19 protein-coding genes and 2 pseudogenes are annotated in these 20,013 nt (G+C 66.6%); 7 read left to right on the top strand and 14 right to left on the bottom strand.

What is annotated here, in order from left to right; all coding sequences use genetic code 11:
- Positions 1 to 313: 313 nt before the first annotated feature.
- Together ACFQ4G_RS03305 and ACFQ4G_RS03300 are read left to right on the top strand one after the other, a co-directional pair.
- Positions 314 to 1,324, top strand: a complete 1,011-nt coding sequence (locus ACFQ4G_RS03305; protein ID WP_238203568.1) for an MraY family glycosyltransferase — start codon at positions 314 to 316, stop codon at positions 1,322 to 1,324.
- Positions 1,321 to 2,250 carry an NAD-dependent epimerase/dehydratase family protein gene (locus tag ACFQ4G_RS03300; protein ID WP_238203570.1) on the top strand — a complete coding sequence of 310 codons (930 nt, stop codon included), beginning with the start codon at positions 1,321 to 1,323 and terminating at the stop codon, positions 2,248 to 2,250. Before ACFQ4G_RS03305 ends, ACFQ4G_RS03300 begins: the two co-directional genes overlap by 4 nt.
- Here ACFQ4G_RS03300 and ACFQ4G_RS03295 read toward each other — a convergent pair.
- The 5 genes from ACFQ4G_RS03295 to ACFQ4G_RS03275 form a co-directional block, all read right to left on the bottom strand.
- Positions 2,247 to 4,214, bottom strand: coding sequence for an SDR family NAD(P)-dependent oxidoreductase (locus ACFQ4G_RS03295; RefSeq protein ID WP_238203572.1), 1,968 nt, complete (start codon positions 4,212 to 4,214; stop codon positions 2,247 to 2,249). The genes ACFQ4G_RS03300 and ACFQ4G_RS03295 overlap by 4 nt on opposite strands.
- A gap of 76 nt (positions 4,215 to 4,290) precedes the next feature.
- Positions 4,291 to 5,139 (bottom strand): DUF1206 domain-containing protein, encoded by an 849-nt coding sequence (locus ACFQ4G_RS03290; RefSeq protein WP_238203574.1) that lies wholly within the window; start codon positions 5,137 to 5,139, stop codon positions 4,291 to 4,293.
- Between the two features lie 140 nt (positions 5,140 to 5,279).
- Positions 5,280 to 5,621, bottom strand: a complete 342-nt coding sequence (locus tag ACFQ4G_RS03285; RefSeq protein ID WP_238203576.1) for a hypothetical protein — start codon at positions 5,619 to 5,621, stop codon at positions 5,280 to 5,282.
- Positions 5,622 to 5,656: 35 nt separating this feature from the next.
- Complete coding sequence (locus tag ACFQ4G_RS03280) at positions 5,657 to 6,151, bottom strand: Uma2 family endonuclease (protein WP_238203578.1); 495 nt, start codon at positions 6,149 to 6,151, stop codon at positions 5,657 to 5,659.
- A gap of 170 nt (positions 6,152 to 6,321) precedes the next feature.
- Complete coding sequence (locus tag ACFQ4G_RS03275; protein ID WP_238203580.1) at positions 6,322 to 7,767, bottom strand: homospermidine synthase; 1,446 nt, start codon at positions 7,765 to 7,767, stop codon at positions 6,322 to 6,324.
- 322 nt (positions 7,768 to 8,089) lie between these two features.
- Here ACFQ4G_RS03275 and ACFQ4G_RS03270 point away from each other — a divergent pair, with 322 nt between their 5' ends.
- A complete protein-coding gene (locus tag ACFQ4G_RS03270) occupies positions 8,090 to 8,254 on the top strand; it encodes a hypothetical protein (protein WP_238203582.1) in 165 nt (54 codons plus the stop codon).
- A 3-nt stretch (positions 8,255 to 8,257) separates the two neighbouring features.
- Here the strand turns inward: ACFQ4G_RS03270 and ACFQ4G_RS03265 are convergent, their stop codons facing one another.
- On the bottom strand, positions 8,258 to 8,803 hold the full coding sequence (locus ACFQ4G_RS03265; protein WP_238203584.1) for a GNAT family N-acetyltransferase: 546 nt from the start codon (positions 8,801 to 8,803) through the stop codon (positions 8,258 to 8,260).
- A gap of 153 nt (positions 8,804 to 8,956) precedes the next feature.
- On the bottom strand, positions 8,957 to 10,123 hold the full coding sequence (locus ACFQ4G_RS03260; RefSeq protein WP_238203586.1) for a type III PLP-dependent enzyme: 1,167 nt from the start codon (positions 10,121 to 10,123) through the stop codon (positions 8,957 to 8,959).
- A gap of 784 nt (positions 10,124 to 10,907) precedes the next feature.
- Here ACFQ4G_RS03260 and ACFQ4G_RS03255 point away from each other — a divergent pair.
- Positions 10,908 to 12,476, top strand: coding sequence for a glucan biosynthesis protein G (locus tag ACFQ4G_RS03255; RefSeq protein ID WP_238203588.1), 1,569 nt, complete (start codon positions 10,908 to 10,910; stop codon positions 12,474 to 12,476).
- Positions 12,473 to 12,961, top strand: a complete 489-nt coding sequence (locus ACFQ4G_RS03250) for a GNAT family N-acetyltransferase (RefSeq protein WP_238203589.1) — start codon at positions 12,473 to 12,475, stop codon at positions 12,959 to 12,961. Before ACFQ4G_RS03255 ends, ACFQ4G_RS03250 begins: the two co-directional genes overlap by 4 nt.
- Before the next feature lie 184 nt (positions 12,962 to 13,145).
- Here the strand turns inward: ACFQ4G_RS03250 and ACFQ4G_RS03245 are convergent, their stop codons facing one another.
- The 4 genes and pseudogenes from ACFQ4G_RS03245 to ACFQ4G_RS03230 form a co-directional block, all read right to left on the bottom strand.
- Positions 13,146 to 13,385: a hypothetical protein gene (locus ACFQ4G_RS03245; protein WP_238203591.1), complete on the bottom strand. Its 240-nt coding sequence runs from the start codon at positions 13,383 to 13,385 to the stop codon at positions 13,146 to 13,148.
- A gap of 104 nt (positions 13,386 to 13,489) precedes the next feature.
- Positions 13,490 to 14,023, bottom strand: a pseudogene (locus tag ACFQ4G_RS03240) (DALR anticodon-binding domain-containing protein); the annotation flags it as partial.
- Positions 13,997 to 15,688 (bottom strand): annotated as a pseudogene (gene glyS, locus ACFQ4G_RS03235) (glycine--tRNA ligase subunit beta); the annotation flags it as partial. The pseudogenes glyS and ACFQ4G_RS03240, both read right to left, overlap by 27 nt.
- A 199-nt stretch (positions 15,689 to 15,887) precedes the next feature.
- The gene (locus ACFQ4G_RS03230) at positions 15,888 to 16,853 is read right to left on the bottom strand and encodes a glycine--tRNA ligase subunit alpha (protein WP_238203594.1); all 966 of its coding nucleotides are present in this window, start codon (positions 16,851 to 16,853) and stop codon (positions 15,888 to 15,890) included.
- Positions 16,854 to 17,084: 231 nt separating this feature from the next.
- On the opposite strand from ACFQ4G_RS03230, the gene ACFQ4G_RS03225 reads away from it, so the two are divergent.
- A complete protein-coding gene (locus tag ACFQ4G_RS03225; RefSeq protein ID WP_238203596.1) occupies positions 17,085 to 17,339 on the top strand; it encodes a hypothetical protein in 255 nt (84 codons plus the stop codon).
- Positions 17,340 to 17,343: 4 nt separating this feature from the next.
- Here the strand turns inward: ACFQ4G_RS03225 and ACFQ4G_RS03220 are convergent, their stop codons facing one another.
- On the bottom strand, positions 17,344 to 18,222 hold the full coding sequence (locus tag ACFQ4G_RS03220; RefSeq protein ID WP_238203598.1) for a S49 family peptidase: 879 nt from the start codon (positions 18,220 to 18,222) through the stop codon (positions 17,344 to 17,346).
- Positions 18,223 to 18,426: 204 nt separating this feature from the next.
- Here ACFQ4G_RS03220 and ACFQ4G_RS03215 point away from each other — a divergent pair, with 204 nt between their 5' ends.
- A complete protein-coding gene (locus ACFQ4G_RS03215; RefSeq protein WP_238203600.1) occupies positions 18,427 to 18,786 on the top strand; it encodes a hypothetical protein in 360 nt (119 codons plus the stop codon).
- Positions 18,787 to 18,850: 64 nt separating this feature from the next.
- On the opposite strand, the gene ACFQ4G_RS03210 is transcribed toward ACFQ4G_RS03215, so the two are convergent.
- Both ACFQ4G_RS03210 and ACFQ4G_RS03205 read right to left on the bottom strand, forming a co-directional pair.
- Entirely contained in the window at positions 18,851 to 19,627 is a 777-nt protein-coding gene (locus ACFQ4G_RS03210) for a tRNA1(Val) (adenine(37)-N6)-methyltransferase (RefSeq protein ID WP_238203602.1), read from the bottom strand.
- Entirely contained in the window at positions 19,620 to 19,844 is a 225-nt protein-coding gene (locus ACFQ4G_RS03205) for a putative signal transducing protein (RefSeq protein ID WP_238203724.1), read from the bottom strand. Before ACFQ4G_RS03205 ends, ACFQ4G_RS03210 begins: the two co-directional genes overlap by 8 nt.
- Positions 19,845 to 20,013 lie beyond the last annotated feature (169 nt).

The raw sequence follows: 20,013 nt of genomic DNA, 5'->3' as shown, positions 1-20,013 counted from the left end.
CTCTGCTGGCCTGGATCTCAGCGTCTACCGGTCGCGGCGAGGCCGATGCCGTTCGGTAGGTCGCAGTCGAAACTCGCGACACGTGGCGCGTGCAGGAGAGTAAGCGCCTAGAGCAAAATGGCAACGAGTGCTGCAGTCCGACGAAGATCTTCCATGACGGGTCTGACGTCATCATCGGAAAAGATCACTCCCCCTTTCGAAAGAGCGCCGCCAAAGTAGTTCCGCTCTCCGCGCCAAAAGGCTACCCAGCCATCCTTGCTTCCTCTCCACGAGGAGAGGAGAGACATCCGATCCGAGCGGATTTTCCGACACCATGCCCTTCGCGCCGCTCGTCGCCGTTCCGCTGGCCGCCTGCCTCACCGCCATCCTGATCGTGCTCCTGAAGCCGATCCTGCAACGCTACGCGCTCGCACGTCCCAACGCCCGCTCGAGCCACAGCGTGCCGACGCCTCAGGGTGCCGGCATCGCCATCGTCCTCGCGATCCTGGCGACCTGCGGCCTCGCGGCGGCACTGGCCAAACCGATGCCGAATGCGATGGAGGCGCTGGTCCTCGCCCATGGGACGCTGCTCCTCGCCGTCATCGGTGCCGTGGACGACATCCGACCGCTGCCGGCCTCGCTCCGGCTCGGCCTTCAGACCCTGGTCGTGGCCGGGCTCGTCATGTCGGTGGAGGGAAGGCTGTTTCCGGCGATCCCCCTCCCGGCCGAGCGCGCCTTCGCGGTGCTGGCTGGCGTCTGGTTCGTGAACCTGACGAACTTCATGGACGGGCTCGACTGGATGACCGTCTCCGCCCTGGTCCCGGTCACCGCCGCATTGATGCTCCTCGGCTTCATCGGCGACCTGTCTCCGCTTCCGACCCTGGTCTCGGCGTCCCTGCTCGGGGCGCTGATCGGATTCGCTCCGTTCAATCGGCCGGTGGCCCGCCTTTTCCTCGGCGATGTCGGCTCCCTCCCGATCGGTCTGCTGGTGGCTTGGCTGCTGTACCGCCTCGCCCTGCAGGGCGGCTTGGCAGCCGCGATCCTTCTCCCGCTCTATTACCTCGCCGACGCCACCCTGACCCTGCTGCGCCGAGCCATGAAGGGCGAAAAGGTATGGCAGGCCCATCGCAGCCACTACTACCAGCGTGCCACCACCAACGGCCGCTCGGTGATGGAGGTCGTCGCCTGCGTCTTCCTCCTCAATATCGCCCTGGCGGCACTTGCGGGGACGACCTTGCTTTGGCCGTCCTGGCTCGTCACCGTCGCGGCCCTCGCGGCGGGGACCTGCCTCGTCGCTTTCATGCTGCGTCGGTTCTCGACGATGCGAGGAGAAACCATTCGTTGAGCGGAGAACTCATCGCGCTCACCGGCGCCACCGGCTTCATCGGCCGCCACCTGCTGCGCTCACTCTCGGCGGAGGGGTATCGCGTCCGTGTGCTGCTGCGGCGGCCGGTCGAGGTGCCGGCAGGCGCCAGCGGCGCGGTCGTCGGCGACCTGAGCCGTCCCATGAACATGTCGGCGGCTCTCGCCGGGGTCGACGCGATCGTCCATTCCGCCGGCCTCGCCCATGCCATGTCGGGCACGCCGGAGGACGATTACCGCTCCTCGAACATCGAGGCGACGCGTCGCCTCGCCGAGGCCGCCGCCCGGGCCAGGGTCGGTCGCTTCGTCTTCCTGTCCTCGATCCGGGCACAGACGGGAATCAGCGCACCCGGAATCGTCACGGAGACGGACCCGCCGCGCCCCACCGACGCCTATGGCCGCTCCAAGCTCGCCGCCGAGCAGGCACTGGCCGATATCGGGATCGACTGGGTCGCCCTGCGTCCGGTTCTCGTCTACGGCGGCGGCGTGAAGGGCAACATGGCGGCCCTGTTACGCCTCGCGCGCACGCCCTATCCTCTCCCCCTCGCCAGCCTGACCGGGCGCCGCTCGCTGATCTCGATGGAGAACCTGTCCGCGGCGATCGTCACGGTGCTGCGCCATCAGGGTTCGCTCGGCCGGTCCTTCATCGCCGCCGAACCGGAGGCGCCGAGGCTCCCCGACATGATCGCTGCGTTGAGATCCGGCCTCGGACGGGGCCCCGGCCTCGTTCCATGCCCCGCGAGCCTGTTCGGCCTCGCCTGCCGCCTGACGGGGCGTCAGGAGGTGTTCGAGCGCCTGTCGAGCGACCTCGTCGCGCGTTCCGACGGCCTGTCGGCGCTGGGCTGGTCCCCGAAACTGACCTCGTCCGAAGGGCTTGCGGCCCTGGCCCGGTCCGAGACCGCCCTCTAGGCCGGTACGGTCGTCGGGACGGGCTTCGGCGCCGCGGGCCGCGCCGACCGGTGGCGATAATCCGGGACCGCGACCTCGAACACCGCGTCGGCGGCATTCCGGTCATTGGTCTCCACCGCCTTCTTCAGGGCTCCGATCCAGCCTTCCAGCACGATACGGTCTGCGAAGACGGGCTTGGCAGCCATGACGCCGTCGATCCCGTCGAGCGCCACGCGCGGCTCTTCGCGAGCGAACAGGATCTCGTTCAGGCGCTCTCCCGGACGCGAACCCGTGAAGACCACGTCGATATCCTCATTGGGCTCGAACCCGGCGAGCCGGATCATGCGTTCCGCGAGATCGAGGATTCTCACCGGCTGGCCCATCTTCAGCACGTAGACCGCCGCACGCTGGTCGGAGCCGGATGCTGGGAGTGTCACGTTGCGCCCCTCGCGGTCGCCGTGCGAGGCGGCCGTGAGGACGAGGTCGGCAGCCTCGCGCACGGTCATGAAGTAGCGCACCATCTCGGAATCGGTCACCGTCACCGGGCCGCCGCGCGCGATCTGCGCCTTGAACACCGGAACGACCGAGCCCACCGAGCCCAGGACGTTGCCGAAGCGCACAGCGATGAGCCGGGTCGGCTTCTCCTGTGGGGCGGCGGCCTGCTCGGCATCGAGCGACTGGGCCACCATCTCGGCGAAGCGCTTGGTGACCCCGAGCTGCGATACCGGCTCGATCGCCTTGTCGGTGGAGATCATCACCATGGCGCGGGCACGGGCCGCGATCGTCGCATCGGCCACGTTGATGGAGCCGAGCACATTGGTCTTGATGCCTTCGGACCAGTCCCGCTCCAGATAGGGCACCTGTTTCAGGGCGGCAGCGTGGAAGACATAGTCCGGGCGGAAGCCGGCGAAGACCGTGTGCAGGCGATCGCGGTCCCGGATGTCGCACAGGGCGCCGGTCACATCGGCCGCGGCAATGGCCGGCTGGCTGAGGATACCGTGCAGGGCCGGCTCGGAATTCTCGACGACGAGGATCGAGGCCGCTCCGAAGGCGACGGCGCGGGCGACGATCTCGGAGCCGATCGATCCGCCGCCGCCGGTGACGATGACGCGGGTTCCCTTCAGGAAGCGCTCGAGGCGCGGCCGATCGATGGAGACCGTGGGCCGCAGGAGGAGATCCTCGATCTCCAGGGGCGCCAGTTCGGCGTCGCGCATGCCCTCGCCCAGACTGGTCACCCGCGACAGCGGAAGGCCGAGGCGGCGGGCGCGGGCGATCAGGTCGTCGGGCTCCGCCTCCGGCGTCAGGGCGTTGGGCACTGCAACGAGGCGGCGTACAGGAGTTCCTTCGGCGGCAAGGGTGGCGACGACGCGCTCGAGGTCGGAAAAGGCCCCGAGCACGGGAACGCCGCGCATGATCTGGCCTATCTCGTCGACCCGCGGCGACAGGATGCCCTTGGCGGAGAGCCGCCGCACCGAGCCGGATTCGATGGCACGCACGAGAAGCTCGATATCCGTGCCGCGCCCCAGCAGCAGCGTAGGCGTCGTCGCCGTGCGGGCCTGGCTCTGCCGCGAGCGGGCATATTTCAGGTAGCGGAAGGCGAGTCGGGTGCCTCCCAGCAGGAAGATCTGCAGCACCCAGTACAGGGCGATGGCGATCTTCCCGAAGAAGTAGAACCCGTACATGGTCGCCGAGACGAGCACGTAGTCGACGACGAGAAGCGTGAGGGCGAGCACGCTCGCCGCCTTGACGATCCCTGCGAGGTCGGGAAGCGATGCGAAGCGCCACTTGGTCCGGTACAGCTTGAACCGACCATAGACTAGCGCGGCGAAGACGACGAAGGGTGGCAGAAGAATTGGGAGCGCATGCAGGCGCTCGGCGAGCAACTCACCGTTGAAGCGGAAGATGAAGGTGAGGGTCACGGCCAGGACGGTCGCCACGCAATCGTGGACCACCATCACCGCCGTCTTGTACGTGCGCTGCTGCATGGGCTCCGGGCCGGGCGCGGTATCGGCGACCGGATACCCTTCTGTCAACGCATCCGGCGGATCATGATGCGGGACATCAGTTCAACGACCGTACGGCGCGCATGACCGCATCGTCCGTCTCGTCGAGATCAGGCGCATCGATGTGCCGGTATCGCGCCTGGATCAGGCCGAAGATACCGAAGGCGAGATGTCCCGCCGCGACGATGCCGAGGAGAATCGAGCCATAGGGCTGGGACCGTAGCGTGGAAAAGGCGCCGGCAAGCCCCTTCACCTCCGACGAAGCTTGATACCAGGCAGCCACCATGACGAGACCGCCGATGATGAGGAATGCGATCCCGCGAGCCCCGTAACCGAACTGCCCCAGCGGCTTGACCCATCGGCAATGCGCCGCGTCGAGGGCCAGCCGATCGGTCACGTCGCCCTTGGCGGCCTTGAAGAGGAAGGCGATTCCACCCGCGACGATGCCGAGACCGATCGCTCCGACCAGCCAGGGACCGAAAGGCCGTGCCAGGAGCCACGCCGTCCAGTCCTGCATTCCGTCACCGCCACTGGCGCGCCGGCCAAGGCCCAAAGCGAGACTGGCGGCGGTGAACCCGAGGCCGGCGGCGACGATGCCGCTGCCGAAATGGGCCGCACGCACCGCGAGCCCCTTGGCATTCGTGCCGTGACGATCCGCATCGGTGATGGATTCGACGAACCTCCACAGCGAGAAACCGAACAGGCCCAGCGCGATGAGTCCGACGAGGATCGCTCCGAAGGGGCCGAGGAAGACCCACCTGATCGCGCTCTCGCTGTCGCCGGTGCTGCCGCCCCAACCGATGGCTGCGAGGAGCGCCAGTCCACCGACGATGCAATAGACTGCGCCTCGCGCACCGAAACCGAGGCGGGCGAGACGCTCGATGGTATTGCTGCCGACACGCGTCACGAAATGACCTTCAGGAACGGACCCGTGCACGCAATCCGGCGCTTGAGGCGATGAATGGACCGTGCCAGCTCCAACGCCGATAGTCCGCAGACCGCTCCCGCAAAGCGACGGTATTCTTTGCCGACGAAAAATGCCCTGTCCTAGTCGCTGGAGCGGGTCGCCTTGCCGGCCAGCGCCACGTAGAATCCGAGCCCATCTCCGGCCGGAAGGGTCTGTAGCCGGTCGACGATGCCCTTGCGTTTGGCGTCGAGCAGTAGCCGGCCGATGGGCTGGAACAGGGTCTCTCCACCCCCGTCCGGTGGCGGATCGAAGCGGATCGCGACGGTCTTGCCTTTGCCGAAGCGGCTGCGTTCCAACATGTCGTTCAGGGATGCTTCGGCCGTCGGGCGGTTGCTGCCACGCAGGTCGAGCACGGATTCCGCATCGGTGACGCCGAGGGAACCACGGAGCTTGTTGGCGTAGAAATCTTCGAAATGGGGCAATGGCGGGACCTGGATCGAGGAGTTCCGGAGAAGGCTTAACGGAATATGCCGGTATAGACATCGCGAGCGGCGATCGTTCCGCCGCGGGCGTGCAGATCGTGACCATCGTCCCCATCAGGAACTTCGATCCCGGCCTCGTCCTGGGGCACGATGAGGGAGGTCCGACGATCACAGTCAGGCTTCACGGTGCGATCGGACGAAGCCTCGGCAACGCGGATCGAATCCGCCGGGTCATCGGCTGAAAGCGGCGGCACGCTGCGGGCCACCTCACCTGGGATCGGCCCGACATCGTCGATGGCCAGGCCGAACCTGCCAGAGTCGGGCAGGGCGCGACGGCCGTTGTGATCCGCCGGGTCTCCCGGCCGTTTGATCACCCACGCATCGATCGTCTGATATCGCGTGCGCGGGGGCAGCACCGCGACAGGCGCGCCATCGAGCAATTCCCCACGATGCTCATCCGGCCGGCACTCGCCCCTGGGGCGGTACGCGGCGACGGTCATGTGGGGATCGCGGCGCGCGGCGACGGCCATGGCGGATGCTCTCGGTGCGGAACGGGATGCTAACATCCCGCCAGCCGCCTGCAACATCCATGCACGGCCCGAAACCGACGGCTCGCGCCGACAAGCCGTCCGCTACCTCGAGCTCGGCCTCTGCAAGCCTTCGAGCCGTCCGAATGAAACCGGACGGCCCGGATGTTTCATCAGCCCTGAACCAGCACGTTCCGGAACTGCCAGGGGTCGCTCTCGTCGATATTCTCTGGGAACAGGCCGGGGCGGCCGGTCAGAGGGGTCCAGTCGGTATAGACCCCCACGACAGGGCCGAGATACGGCATCTGCACTTCGAGGCAGCGGCGGAAGTCCATCTCGTCCGCCTCGACGATGCCGGCCTCGGGGTTCTCCAGCGCCCAGACCATTCCGGCGAGCACGGCGGAGGTCACCTGAAGGCCGGTGGCGTTCTGGTAGGGCGCGATGCGGCGGGTCTCTTCGATGGAGAGCTGCGAGCCGAACCAGTAGGCGTTCTTCTCGTGGCCGTAGAGCAGCACGCCGAGTTCGTCGATGCCGTCGACGATCTCGTTCTCGTCGAGGATGTGGTGCTTCTCCTGCACGGCGGCGGCCTTGCCGAACATCTCGTGGAGGGAGAGCACGGCGTCGTTGCAGGGGTGGTAGGCGTAATGGCAGGTCGGACGGTAGGCCGCACGCTCGCCTTCCAGCACGGTGTAGTAGTCGGAGATCGAGACGGCCTCGTTATGGGTCACGAGGAAGCCGAACTGTCCCTGAGCCGTGGGAGTCCAGGAGCGCACGCGAGTGTCGGCGCCGGGCTGGAGCAGGTAGATGGCGCAGCGCGAGCCCTTCTCCTGGTCGCGGGCGTTGTCCGGGCGCCAGGTCTCGTGGGTGCCCCATCCGAGCTCGGCCGGCTGATTGCCCTCCGAGACGAAGCCTTCCACCGACCAGGTGTTGACGAAGACATCCATGGGCTTGGGGTCCTTGGCGCGCTGGGTGTCGCGCTCGGCGATGTGGACGCCCTTGACGCCGACTTCGCGCATCAGCGCCGCCCATTCGTCGCGGGTCTTCGGCTCGGGGGTGGTCAGGCCGAGATCGGAGGCGACGTTGAGGAGGCCCTGCTTCACGAACCACGACACCATGCCGGGGTTGGCGCCGCAGCAGGACACCGCCGTGGTGCCACCCGGGCTGGCGGCGCGCGCGTCGAGGATGTCCTGGCGCAGGGCATAGTTGGTACGGTCACCCTGGCTCTTCGACTTGTCGAAGTAGAAGCCCGGCCAGGGCTCGGCCACGGTATCGATGTAGAAGGCGCCGAGTTCGCGACACAGTTCCATGATCGCGCGGGAATAGGTGTCGACCGAGACGTTGACGCAGAAGCCCTGGCCACCGCCCTCCGTGAGGAGCGGAGTGAGGATCTCGCGGTAATTCTCCTTCGTCAGCGCCACCTGCTCGAAGCGCAGGCCATGCTCGTCGGCAAGCGCCTTGTGAGCGTCCGAAGGCTCGACCACGGTGAAGCGGGTCTTGTCGTACTCGAAATGGCGCTCGATGAGCGGAAGGGTGCCGCGACCGATCGAGCCGAAGCCGATCATCACGATCGGACCGCTGATGCGGCCATGGACGGGCCAGGAGGTGGCGGCTTCGGTCATGCGGGCAATCCTTCTTCTCGGCCTCGCTCGAACTCAACGAGCGAAGCACGTCCTTAGTCGGCGGAAATGACGGTCAGGCGACGGGCTAGTGGCGGGTTGAGCGCGCGCGGTCAACCGCATCGCCGCGCCCGCGTCGCAGATTGCCTGCGGGCGAACTCCTGAGACCTTAAGAATATGTTTCTTCGACGCATGAAACAGACGCAGGTCGCCTTCCCACCGCGCGCCGTTGCCGATGTGGATGGGAAGGCCGATATTGCAGTGCAACAAAGACGGAAGATCTGAAAACACAGGAAACGCTCGAACGCCGAACGATGGATTTCCCATGCTGTCCCTGTTCGTCTCCAACACCCCGGCCCCCGTCGAAGAGCCGATCGACCGCGACCCCGGCGTCATAACCCTCACCGCCGCCCTGGTCCGCGCCATCCGGCGTCAGCACGATGCCGCGTTCCGCCGCCGCTGCGATCAGGCGATCGTCACCGCCGTCTGATCCTCAAGCCGCCCGTCGTCGTTCATCCGCCGTCCGAAGACCGGCCGCCTCGTCGAGGAGGCCGCTTGCGGAGAGGATGCCGGCGGCGCCGTCGAGGGCACCCTTGCGCAGGTTGAGGCCGAGAAGCCGTGACCGTTCGAACGGCCCCGGCATGGACAGACCATCCATCAGCGCGCCGTAAAAGCCGAAGCGGGCGTAATACGGCGCATCCCCGATCAGCGTGATGGCACCATGGCCGAGCGCGCGAGCCCGCCCGATGGACGCCCACATCAGCGTGCTGCCGAGGCCATGGCCCTGAAGCAGCGGATCGACGGCGAGGGGCCCGAGCAACAGGGCCGGCCGGGCATGTCCCGCCTCCACATGCCAGAGACGAACGGTACCGACGACACGGCCGTTCAGCTCGGCGACGAGCGACAGACCGATGGCCGGCAGTCGTCCTTCGCGGAGGCGCTCCGACGTCTTGAGGAATCGCGCCGGGCCGAAGCACGTATCGAGCAGCATCTCTCGTGCTGCGACATCGCTCGGGCGCTCATCACGAATCTCGATCAAGGCCAAGCCCTCTCCCAGGTTCCGGCGGGTGATTCAACAGCCTGCACGGCATCGCGTTTCACGCTCGCCGCCCAGGCTCGCAATAGTCGAGTATCGGTGCCGGGCAGCTAGGATGCCGCCCGGTCGCCTCGCGTCTCGATCTCTTAGCCGAGCTTAGATGACGTATTGCTGAAGCGGCGGGAAACCGTTGAACGCCACCGCAGCGTAGGTGGTGGTGTAGGCACCGGCGCCCTCGATCAGCACCTTGTCGCCGATGGAGAGGGAGATCGGCAGCGGGTAGGGCGCCTTCTCGTAGAGAACGTCGGCCGAATCGCAGGTCGGGCCGGCGAGCACGCAGGGAGCCATACGGTCCTCGTCGTGATCGGTTCGGATGGCGTAGCGGATCGACTCGTCCATGGTCTCGGCCAGTCCACCGAACTTGCCGATGTCGAGATAGACCCAGCGGATCTCGTCCTCGGCATCGGACTTCCTCGAGACGAGGATCACCTCGGCCTCGATCATGCCGGCATTGCCGACCATGCCGCGGCCCGGCTCGATGATGGTCTCGGGCAGCTGATTGCCGAAATGCTTGGTAAGCGCGCGGAAGATCGCGTCGCCGTAGGATTCCACGCCCGGCACCGCCTTGAGATACTTGGTGGGGAAGCCGCCGCCGAGATTGACCATGGACAAAGCGATGCCGCGGTCGGCGCATTCGCGGAAGATCGCCGAGGCGGAGGCGAGCGCCCCGTCCCAGGCTTCCGTATTGCCCTGCTGCGAGCCCACATGGAACGAGACACCGTAGGCGTGCAGGCCCTGTCGGTAGGCATGCTCCAGGACGTCGACGGCCATTTCCGGCACGCAGCCGAACTTGCGCGAAAGCGGCCATTCGGCACCGGCTCCGTCGCAGAGGATGCGGCAGAAGACCTGGACCTCGTCGGCCTCGATTCCGACCGCATCGGCCGCACGGACGATCTTCTCGACCTCGGCCTCGCAATCGACGGCGAACAGGCGCACGCCGAGCTTCAGCGCACGGGCGATGCAGCGCTCCTTCTTGATGGTGTTGCCGAAGGAGATCCGGTCGGCGGTGGCGCCGGAGGCGAGCGCCATCTCGACCTCGACCACGGAGGCGGTATCGAAGCAGGAGCCCATCTCGGCGAGGAGACGCAGAACTTCCGGCGCCGGGTTGGCCTTCACCGCATAGAACACGCGGGTATCGGGCAGGGCGCGGGCGAAGGCGGTGTAGTTGTCGCGCACGACGTCGAGGTCGAGCACCATCACCGGGCCTTCGTCCTGGCCCATGTCGCGGCGAGCGCGCAGAAAGTCGCGGATACGATCGGTCATGGTCGTTCCAACCCACAGGTTCGCGAGCGCCCGTCCGTGGGGCGCGCTGTCGAATACTTGGACGGCGATCAGCCGTCCGGCGTCTGGGGCGATGCGACGCGATGCGCGACGTGCTTTGGAGACACATCGTCGACCGCGGGCGCATCAGCACCCGGAAGCTGCCGTGGATTGGAAGGGGAATCCCCACCGCACGCCGGGCAAAGAGAAACAAGCCTCTTCGGTGCCGGCCTTTGGAGGGCCGACGAGACCAAAAAAGCCCGTTCGTCGTTGCTTTAAGCTGCGTCCCCCGTGGAGAGCGGGGTTCGCCGGTTTCGCCTCCGGCTGCCGGTTGTTGTCGGGGTCCGGTGTTGCCACCTGGATGCCGGCCGGAGGGAATCCACCCTATCGACCATCGATCCTTTAAGACCCCTGGCGGCTGTCCGGCAGTTGGCCGGATGCCCACCAACCGACACGCGGCCACAGGCACGTGCGAAATTGGGCAAGGCGCATATACGTGCCGGGCGTCTCCACAACAAGGAAAAACGAGCCCAGGGCGGCCTGAAACCCGGCCGTTTCCCGACATTGTGACCCGGAAGTCTCACTCCGGTTCGGAGGCCCTTTCCAAGGCGCGACGAACGGGCCATTGAGCGAGCGGTTTTCATGCCGATCGAACCGATTCAATCCACCCCCTCATCCTGACGTGCCGGAGCGCAGCGAAGGCCTCGGCGGGCACCTCAGGATGAGGTGGATGGGACCGGGCGGGTTGAGCCCGATCGTCTCTCAATACCGACCAGAGCGCAGGAACATGACCGAGCCCACCCGCCGCGCGCTTCTCACCGGGATCGCCGCCCTGTCCGTCGCCGGCACCGCATCGGTGGCGCAGGAGGGACGCCCCCCGAAATCCTTCGCCTTCGAGGATGTGGAACGGCGCGCCGCCGACCTCGCCAAGACCCCCTACGATGCCCGCGTCCCGGCCTTGCCGGCGCCCATAGCCAAGCTCGATTACGATGCCTGGCGCGACATCCGCTTTCGCCCGGACAAGGCCTTCTTCGGCACGGAGGGCAGCCCGTTCCGGCTGCAGCTCTTCCATCTCGGATTCCTCTACACCCGGCCGGTGACGGTGAACCTCGTGCGGCGCGGGATCGCGACGCCGATCGCCTACCAGTCGAGCCTGTTCGACATGGGGCGGACGAAGCTCGACAAGCCGCTGCCGGTGGATCTCGGATTTGCCGGCCTGCGCTTCCACAGTTTCCTCAACAAGCCGAACCTCCTCGATGAGCTCATCGTCTTCCTCGGCGCCAGCTACTACCGCTTCCTCGGGCGCGAACAGCTCTACGGCCTGTCGGCCCGTGGCCTCGCCCTGAACGTCGAGGGGCAGGGCGGCCCGGAGGAATTCCCGGTCTTCCGCGAGTTCTGGGTGACGATGCCGGAGAAGGACGACGACGCGCTCCTCATCCACGCTCTCCTCGACAGCCCGTCGGTGACGGGCGCCTTCGCCTTCACGGTGAAGCCCGGCGACGAGACCAGCGTCTCGGTCCGCTCGACCCTGATCCCGCGCGTCGCGCTTCCCTCGGTGGGCCTCGCGCCGCTCACCTCGATGTTCTTCATCGGCGAGAACGACCGTCATCACTCGGACGATTATCGGCCGGAACTCCACGATTCCGATGGACTCCAGATCGCGGCGGGGTCGGGCGAATGGCTCTGGCGCCCCCTCGACAATCCAGCCGGGCGCCGCATCTCGTCCTTCGCCGACCGTGATCCGAAGGGGTTCGGGCTGATGCAGCGCGACCGCGCCTTCGAGACCTATCAGGATCTCGAAGCCTCCTACCACCGCCGGCCCGGCTACTTCGTCGAACCCGACGGTGCCTGGGGAGAGGGCGCGGTGACGCTGATGGAACTGCCCACCGACACCGAAACCAACGACAACATCGTCGCCTATTGGCGCCCGAGCCAGCCCTATCCGGCCGGCGAGCCGGTGCGCCTGTCATACCGCGTGCGGGCGATCGGCTCCGGCCTCGACCTGCATCCCGGCGCACGCGTGGTGAACACTTTCACCGCCGCCGCCATCGCCAGCGGCACGGCGAAGGCCGAGGAGGCGAAGGGCGCTCTCAGCCGCCGCTTCCTCATCGATTTCGCCGGGGGCGACCTGTCCTATTACCTGAGCGATCCGGCGAAGGTGGAGGTTGTGGCGGCGACCTCGCAGGGTCGCATCACCGCGACCTCGATCGCTCCAAATCCTCATACCGGCGGCCTGCGGGCGGCGCTCGACGTGACGCTCGACGCCTCCGGGCAATCGACGGATCTCCGCGCCTTCCTCAGGGCCGGCGGCCGGGCGCTGTCGGAGACCTGGGTCTATCCCTGGACCGCAGCGTGAGCACGCGCCCGCATCCTTCGGCTTACGTGCCCTCCGTGACGATCCGACCGGCGTCGTTGGGCGACCTCGATGCCCTCGTCGCCCTCGAACATGCGGCCTTCGCCGGCGACAGGGCCGAGCGCCGGGCGATCCGCCACGCCATCGGCTCGCCGTCGATGTCGCTTCTGGTGGCATTGGACGCGGACGATCCCGCCGTGCTCGTGGCGGCAGCAACCCTCGAGCGCCGGAAAGGGAGCCGCAACGCCCGGCTCTCATCGATCGCGGTCTCTCCCGCACGGAGCGGACAGGGCCTCGGCAGCATCATGCTCGAAGCCGCGGAAGCCGATTCGAAGAAGCACGGCTGCGAACGGTTACGGTTGGAGGTCAGGGCCGACAACGGCGCCGGAATCCGCCTTTATGACCGCCACGGCTACACCCGCTTCGGCATTCTCGAAGATTACTACGAGGATGGGATGGAAGCCTGGCGCTACGAGAAGACGCTGTAACCGTCCAAAGGCAAAGAGCGAGCGCCGGACGCTCAGAGTTCGCTACATCTGCTCCAAAGTTCCCGGGGCGCCGTAAGGCGAACCCGGGATCCAGAGCGACCGCCGCCACCACAAAAGGCGGCTTGAAGTGCGTAGAGACCGGGCCTCGCTTCACGGCTCCGGCATCATGCTCGGCAGACGGCGTTCAGTCGCAGGACTCGCGGGTCACGGTCTTGCGGTCGCCCTCTTCGTTCTCGCGGGTCACCGATTTCACGCGGCAGCCATCGCGCGTCTCACGGGTCTCGACGGTGCGGGTCTCGGATTCCGGCCGCTCGACGATGATGCGCTCGGGCGTCTCACGCTCGATGATCGTGGTCTGGGCCTGGACTGCCGAGGCGCCGAAGAGGGTCAGCAACGCGGCGGTGGTGAGGATCGATTGACGCATGGAGATCTCCTTCGGAACCATGCGCCCCAACGGCGGGGCGAGCTGGACCGTTCCCGTCATCGATCCTGAATTGCCGAATTCTCCCGTTCGCTCCGCGTGCAGGGCTATCCCTCGATCTTCGAGAAATCCGCGACCTCGCGGGTGGCGGCCCGCAGGGCGTTGAGCAGGGCGAGGCGGTTCTCGCGCAAGGCCGGATCGTCCGCATTGACGATGACCTTGTCGAAGAAGGCGTCCACCGGCGCGCGCAGGGTCGAGAGCGCCCGCATGGCCCCCGAAAAATCCTCCGCCGCGACGGCCGCCGAAGCGGATGCACGCGCGGCCACCAGAGCCTCGGACAGGGCCTGCTCCTCCGGCTCGCCGGAGGCAGCGATCGCCGCACGGTCCGGTTCGGCCTCGTAGGAACGGCCGTCCTTCTTCTCCTCGATCCGCAGGATGTTGGCCGCGCGCTTGTAGCCCGCGAGCAGGTTTTTCCCGTCGTCGGTCTCCAGGAACTGGCCCAAGGCCTCGACGCGGCGCACGACCATGAGGAGATCGTCCTGGCCGGGCAGGGCGAAGACGGCGTCGATCAGATCGTGGCGGGCGCCTTGGTCGCGGAGGTAGACTTTGAGGCGGTCGGCGAAGAAAATTAAAAGGCTCGTGATACTGTCATTTATTCTCGAAAACGCACTAGCACGCGCTACTTCGTCATTAACGTCATCATAGACATTTTTCAAAAATCCCGACTTGAAACTTTCAAAGTCGAAATTTTTTAGGGTCGATAAAGCATCTGCCAACGGTGTAAAGAACTTTAATCCCATTCGGTGAATCTGTGGAACTGATGCAAGTCGCAGAATACTAATCAGATTAATGCGGCATTCATTCTCAAGAGCTAAGCGTACTACGCCGAGTGCTGCCCGCCGCAAAGCATAGGGATCCTTGCTTCCAGTAGGCTTCTCTTCAATTGCCCAAAACCCAACGAGCGTATCGAGCTTGTCCGCCAGCGCTACAGCTACGGAAACCGGATCAGTCGGCACGCGGTCACTCGGCCCCACCGGCTTGTAATGCTCCTCCACGGCCGCCGCGACGCTCGGGTGCTCGCCCTGAAGTGCAGCGTATTTGCGTCCCATCAGCCCCTGCAACTCGGGAAACTCACCGACCATCTCGGTGACGAGATCGGCCTTGGCGAGGCGCGCGGCCCGCTCCGCGAGGTCCGGGTCGGCACCGACGAGCGGCGCCAGTTCTCGTGCCAGCGCCGCGATGCGCTGCACCCGCTCGCCCTGCGTGCCGAGCTTCTCGTGGAAGACGATGCTGTCGAGCTTCGGCAGGCGGTCTTCGAGCCGGATCGCCTTGTCGGTCTCCCAGAAGAACTTCGCGTCCGAGAGGCGGGCGCGGACCACGCGCTCGTTGCCACCGGTGATCGCGATGCCGCCGTCGCTGGCCACGAGGTTCGAGACCAGAATGAAGGCGGGAGCCAGGGTGTCCGAGCCGGACTCGCGCAGCACGAAGCACTTCTGGTTGGCCCGGATGGTGGCGCGGATCGCCTCGGCCGGGATGTCCAGGAAGCTCGGATCGAAGGTGCCGAGCAGCACCACCGGCCATTCCACGAGGCCGGCGACCTCGTCGAGGAGGCCTTCGTCCTCCACGAGTTCGAGGCCGCGCGCGAAGGCGAGGTCGCGGGCATCGTGCAGGATGATGTCCTTGCGGCGCTCGGGATCGAGCACGACGTTGGCGCGCTCGAGCGCCTGGACGTAATCGTCGAAGCGGCGCACCTCGATGGCCTCGGGCGCCAGGAAGCGGTGGCCGTAGGTGGTGGTGCCGGCCGCGATCCCGTCGACGGAGAAGGGCACTACCTCCGGCGTCTCCGTCTCGGGGCCGAAGGTCGCCACGATGGATTGCAGCGGGCGCACCCAGCGCAGGGAGCCCGGCTGCGCGGAGGCCGCGCCCCAGCGCATCGATTTCGGCCAGGGGAAACTCTTGATGATGGCGGGCAGAGTCTCGGCCAGCACATCCAGCGTATCGCGGCCGGGCCGCTCGATCACGGCGACGTAGAACTCGCCCTTCTTCGGATCGGTGACGATGGTCGCCTGGTCGAGGCTCGCCAGCCCCGCGCTCTTCAGGAAGCCCTGGACGGCTCCCTCCGGCGCACCGACGCGGGGGCCCTTGCGCTCTTCGCGCACATCCTTGCCGCGGGGCGGCAGGCCGGCCACGTGCAGGGCGAGACGGCGCGGCGTCGAGAAGGCCTTGGCGCCCTCGTAGAGGAAGCCGCGCTCCACCAGAGCGTCGGTGACGAGCTTCCGCAGGTCCTCGGCCGCACGCCGCTGCATGCGGGCGGGAATCTCTTCGGAGCGCAGTTCGAGGAGGAGATCAGGCATGGGGTCAGGTAGCGTCCGAAATGATGTTCAGGATATCGTCAGTGCAAATGTCGCGACCGCCGATCACCGTGTGAAGCGATGAGAATGACCGGGCATTTGATGCAAGCGATGCCGGGCGCCGGAAGGCGCGCGAGGGTAGCAGCGCTTCCGCTCAACTCGCGCCGCCGCCCTCCGTCTTCAGCCACGCCGCGCCGCAGGCCTTCGCCAGTTCCCGCACCCGCAGGATGTAGCTCTGGCGCTCGGTCACCGAGATGACGCCGCGGGCGTCGAGCAGATTGAAGACGTGACTCGCCTTGATGCACTGGTCGTAGGCCGGCTGGGCCATCCTGTGCCGCCCCGATTCACCTTCGGGCGCGCCGGCGTCGAGATAGGTGCGGCAGGCCTTCTCCGCGTCGGTGAACTGGCGAAAGAGCATCGCCGTATCGGCGGCCTCGAAATTATGGCGCGAATATTCCTGCTCGGCCTGGAGGAAGACGTCGCCGTAAGTGACCTTGTCGGCACCGATACCGCCGTTGAAGTTCAGGTCGTAGACGTTCTCGACGCCCTGCACGTACATGGCGAGGCGCTCGAGACCGTAGGTGAGTTCGCCGGCCACCGGCGCGCATTCGAAGCCAGCGACCTGCTGGAAATAGGTGAACTGGCTCACTTCCATGCCGTCGCACCAGCATTCCCAGCCCAGGCCCCAGGCGCCCAGCGTCGGGCTCTCCCAATCGTCCTCGACGAAGCGGATGTCGTGGAGCTTGAGATCGACGCCGATGGCGTCGAGGGAAGCGAGGTAGAGTTCCTGCAGGTTCGGCGGGTTCGGCTTCAGGATCACCTGGAACTGATAATAATGCTGAAGCCGGTTCGGGTTCTCGCCATAGCGCCCGTCCTTCGGCCGCCGCGAAGGTTGGACATAGGCCGCCTTCCACGGCTTCGGCCCCAGCGCACGCAGGGTCGTCGCCGGATGGAACGTGCCGGCACCCACCTCCATGTCGTAGGGCTGGAGGATCACGCAGCCCTGAGCGGCCCAGAAGTTCTGCAGCGTCAGGATCAGGCCCTGGAACGAGGTTTTCGGCGCGAGATCGACAGCGCTCGGCGAGGCTCGATCGCTTGGCAAGGCGTGTGCGCTCGACATGGGGAAACTTCCGGTCCGCAGGAAAGGGCGGCAGCGTTTAAGAGGCGGGCCTGCGGTGTCAAGCCAAGGCGCCGAAGCCAAGGCGCCAACGGAGTGGGAGTGCGCAGCGGCACACATTTCCGCCACGATTGGATTTATCGCCGGAACTGTCCCGCTTGCTGCAAGTTCTTAGCACAAATCAAGGGATCAGCCGGATCGGAAACGACCGGCGAACATTGCGGACATCGGACCATGCGCAAGTCGATCACTGTCTTCGCCGCACTTTTCGCAGCATCGCTCGCAGCGACCCCGTTCGTCGTCGGTGCCTCGAACGCCCTGGCGACCACCGACAAGAGCGACATCGTCGCGATGCCCGCCATTGTGACGCCGATCGAAGTGGCCGCCGTGCCGGCCCCCGTCGTCGCCGAAACCTGCACCCGCAAGGTGCGCGTGGTCTATTCGGGCTACGGCGCTCCGGCCCCGGCCTGCACGATCGCGACCCGCTGAGGCATCACAGCCCGTAGCGGGCCCAGGCGGCCCGCTCCTCGACCGCGGCAAGGGCTTCGCCGGCAAGGGATTCGCCGGCAAGACCGGCCATCGTCGAGCCCGGAACCGCCCTGCGCAGGAGACGGGCGACGAAAGAGCCCTGCTTCTCCGCCACCACCTTCAACACCACGTCCTCGCCGAAGCGGGCCCGCAGCGTCGCGCGCGCATCTCCCAAGGCATCGACGAGCCCGAGGGGAAGCGCCTGGCGCCCGGTCCAGACCGCACCGGTGAACAGGTTCTCGCTGCCGGCCCTGACGGCAGGCCTCCGCTCGTTCACGAGCGATGTGAAGAGGTCCTGCACGTCGGCCTGGATCGCCTTCAGCCGGACGATGTCCTCCGCGTTCTCCGGCCGGAACGGGTCAAGCATCGCCTTGGCCTCGCCCTGGGTATGGACACGACGCTCGATGCCGATCCGCTCGATCAGCTTGTCGAAGCCGAACCCCGCCGAGACCACTCCGATCGATCCGATCAGCGAGGTCGGATCGGCGATGATCTCGTCGGCCGCACAGGCGATCATGTAGCCGCCGGACGCCGCGACATCCTCGACGAAGGCGTAGACGGGCAGTTTCTTCTCCACGGCCAGTGCGCGGATGCGTCGGTGAATGAGGTGAGACTGCGCCGGAGATCCTCCCGGCGAGTTGATCACCAGCGCCACCGCCGACGCCCCGGTCATCCCGAAGCCGCTCTCCAGGCTCGACGCCACCGTCGCCATGGACAGGCCCGACCGCAACGGCGACACGGCGCCGATCACGCCGCTGAGGCGGATGACCGCGACGATCGGTTTTTGCACGCGCCACGCTTTGGGAAGGATCGGATGAAGGAAGCGCGGAAAGGCGAACGGCATCGATTTCGTCTCGCTTGCGAGGAACAGCTTATCGGTTTGGGGAGGATGCGGTGATCGTCCGATACCGACGCGGCCATCACGAAATGGCGACGACCGAACTGTTTTACAGGCTTCGCCGTTGCACTCGGCCGACGTCGCATCACGGTGCCGCAGCCCTGCACGTGCCGAAGCGACCTCCGCACCGGAGAGAGGAGACAGGCCATCATGCGTATCGTGACGTGGATGATCGTTCTGATCGGGGTGCTGGGAGGGGCCTATGGGTCCTTGTCCCAGGCGCGCGCCGCGCCACTACCCGTTTCAGCGATTGAAGGTTCGACCGGAACGCCTCTGGTGGAGCAGGCCCATTGGCGCCGGCACTACTGGCATCGCCGCCATTACTGGCACCGCAGGCATTACGGTTATCGTCGACACTACTGGCGGCCGCGCTTCTACCGCCCGGCCTACGGCTATCATCGCCCTGCCTATGGCTGGCGCCGCCCCTACTGGCACCGCCGCCACCATTGGCACCGCCATCACTGGCACCGGAGGCATTGGCACCGCCACCATTGGCGCCGCTTCTACTAGGCCATCGATCGCGGCATCGACGAACCTCGCGGCGGGAGCACCCGTTTCCGCCGCGAACCGACGCTCACGACCAGGGCATGCCGCGATGAAGGGCGTCAGCCTCGGGCGTCATCGCTCCGTCGTCACCATGAAGGATAAGGGGCGGCTTGAGCGAGAACGGTGCGCGGCTTCCCTTGATGGCCGTCACCAGCACCCGGATCGCGGGCTGCGCGGCCCGTGCCTGAACCGGCCTCACCGTAATGCCGCCGAAGCGCCTGTGCATGGCGGCAAGACAATCGGGCAGAGCGTCAGCGCGATGGATCAGGCCGAGCGGTGCGCCCGGCTTCAGGATGTCGAGGCAGGCTTTCACCCATGATTCGAGGTCGTCCCCCGCGAAAGTATGGGCCGAGGCTTTTCCCGCGATGGGGGAGGGCCGGTGGCGTCCGGCCTCGAAGTACGGGGGATTGGTGAGGACGAGGTCGGCCATGTTCGGCCGGAGACCCGCCGCCCTCCGGCTCTCCGGGGACAGAACATCGGCCGCGATCATGCCGACACGGCTGGACAAGCCATTCTCCTGGATATTCCTGACAGCGAGATCGACGAGGTCGGCATCCCGCTCCACGAGAATGACCTTCGCGGTCGGCTCATAGGAGGCCGCCGCGAGCCCCACCGCGCCGGTGGCAGCGCCGATATCGACGATCACGGCGTCGGGCCCCGGTGTCAGGAGACGGCTCAGAAGCGCCGCGTCCGTTCCCGCGCGATGTGCCCCTCTCGGGGGCTGATAGAGGCTCAGGGTTCCTCCGAGCCAGAGGTCGGGGCTCGCATCCCCGGAATTCGCGTTGTCGGCGCCGAGTTCAGGCATCGCGCAATTCGTGCGCGAGACCGGCATCCTCGAGCAGGCGCCTCGCCTCGGACGCATGGTCGTCGGGAACGAGAAGGCGGCGAGCAAACGCGCCGATCGAACCTTCGAGCAGGCTCATATGGTTGTCGGCGACGAAGACCGGGATGTCGGCCCCTTGAAGCAGCGACTCGGCGAAACCCATGAGGACGATGTCGTTGCTTCGGATCAGCTCTGTCATGCGTCCACTGGCCTCATCGGCAGCCCAACGCCACCGCCCTTTGTATACAGGGAGAAGCGCGGGATGTTGCAGCGCCTCGGCGCGCATGCGAAGGGGTGGCCGCATGGACGTTGGTGGCGGGGGATGACCCGGCCGAGCGGATCGGCCCGACAGGCGGATTCGCCGCCGG

Source organism: Methylobacterium marchantiae (genome assembly GCF_042679825.1).
GTDB classification, from domain to species: Bacteria; Pseudomonadota; Alphaproteobacteria; order Rhizobiales; family Beijerinckiaceae; genus Methylobacterium; species Methylobacterium marchantiae.
The sequence above is the reverse complement of the archived record's forward strand: the minus strand, read 5'-3'. Positions and strand labels throughout refer to the sequence as shown.

Coding starts and splice junctions, on each gene's coding strand:
- ACFQ4G_RS03305 (WP_238203568.1), top strand. CDS start 314: ATGCCCTTCGCGCCGCTCGTCGCCGTTCCGCTGGCCGCCTGCCTCACC.
- ACFQ4G_RS03295 (WP_238203572.1), bottom strand. CDS start 4,214: ATGCAGCAGCGCACGTACAAGACGGCGGTGATGGTGGTCCACGATTGC.
- ACFQ4G_RS03280 (WP_238203578.1), bottom strand. CDS start 6,151: ATGGCCGTCGCCGCGCGCCGCGATCCCCACATGACCGTCGCCGCGTAC.
- ACFQ4G_RS03275 (WP_238203580.1), bottom strand. CDS start 7,767: ATGACCGAAGCCGCCACCTCCTGGCCCGTCCATGGCCGCATCAGCGGT.
- ACFQ4G_RS03270 (WP_238203582.1), top strand. CDS start 8,090: ATGCTGTCCCTGTTCGTCTCCAACACCCCGGCCCCCGTCGAAGAGCCG.
- ACFQ4G_RS03260 (WP_238203586.1), bottom strand. CDS start 10,123: ATGACCGATCGTATCCGCGACTTTCTGCGCGCTCGCCGCGACATGGGC.
- ACFQ4G_RS03255 (WP_238203588.1), top strand. CDS start 10,908: ATGACCGAGCCCACCCGCCGCGCGCTTCTCACCGGGATCGCCGCCCTG.
- ACFQ4G_RS03245 (WP_238203591.1), bottom strand. CDS start 13,385: ATGCGTCAATCGATCCTCACCACCGCCGCGTTGCTGACCCTCTTCGGC.
- ACFQ4G_RS03230 (WP_238203594.1), bottom strand. CDS start 16,853: ATGTCGAGCGCACACGCCTTGCCAAGCGATCGAGCCTCGCCGAGCGCT.
- ACFQ4G_RS03225 (WP_238203596.1), top strand. CDS start 17,085: ATGCGCAAGTCGATCACTGTCTTCGCCGCACTTTTCGCAGCATCGCTC.
- ACFQ4G_RS03220 (WP_238203598.1), bottom strand. CDS start 18,222: ATGCCGTTCGCCTTTCCGCGCTTCCTTCATCCGATCCTTCCCAAAGCG.
- ACFQ4G_RS03215 (WP_238203600.1), top strand. CDS start 18,427: ATGCGTATCGTGACGTGGATGATCGTTCTGATCGGGGTGCTGGGAGGG.
- ACFQ4G_RS03210 (WP_238203602.1), bottom strand. CDS start 19,627: ATGCCTGAACTCGGCGCCGACAACGCGAATTCCGGGGATGCGAGCCCC.
- ACFQ4G_RS03205 (WP_238203724.1), bottom strand. CDS start 19,844: ATGACAGAGCTGATCCGAAGCAACGACATCGTCCTCATGGGTTTCGCC.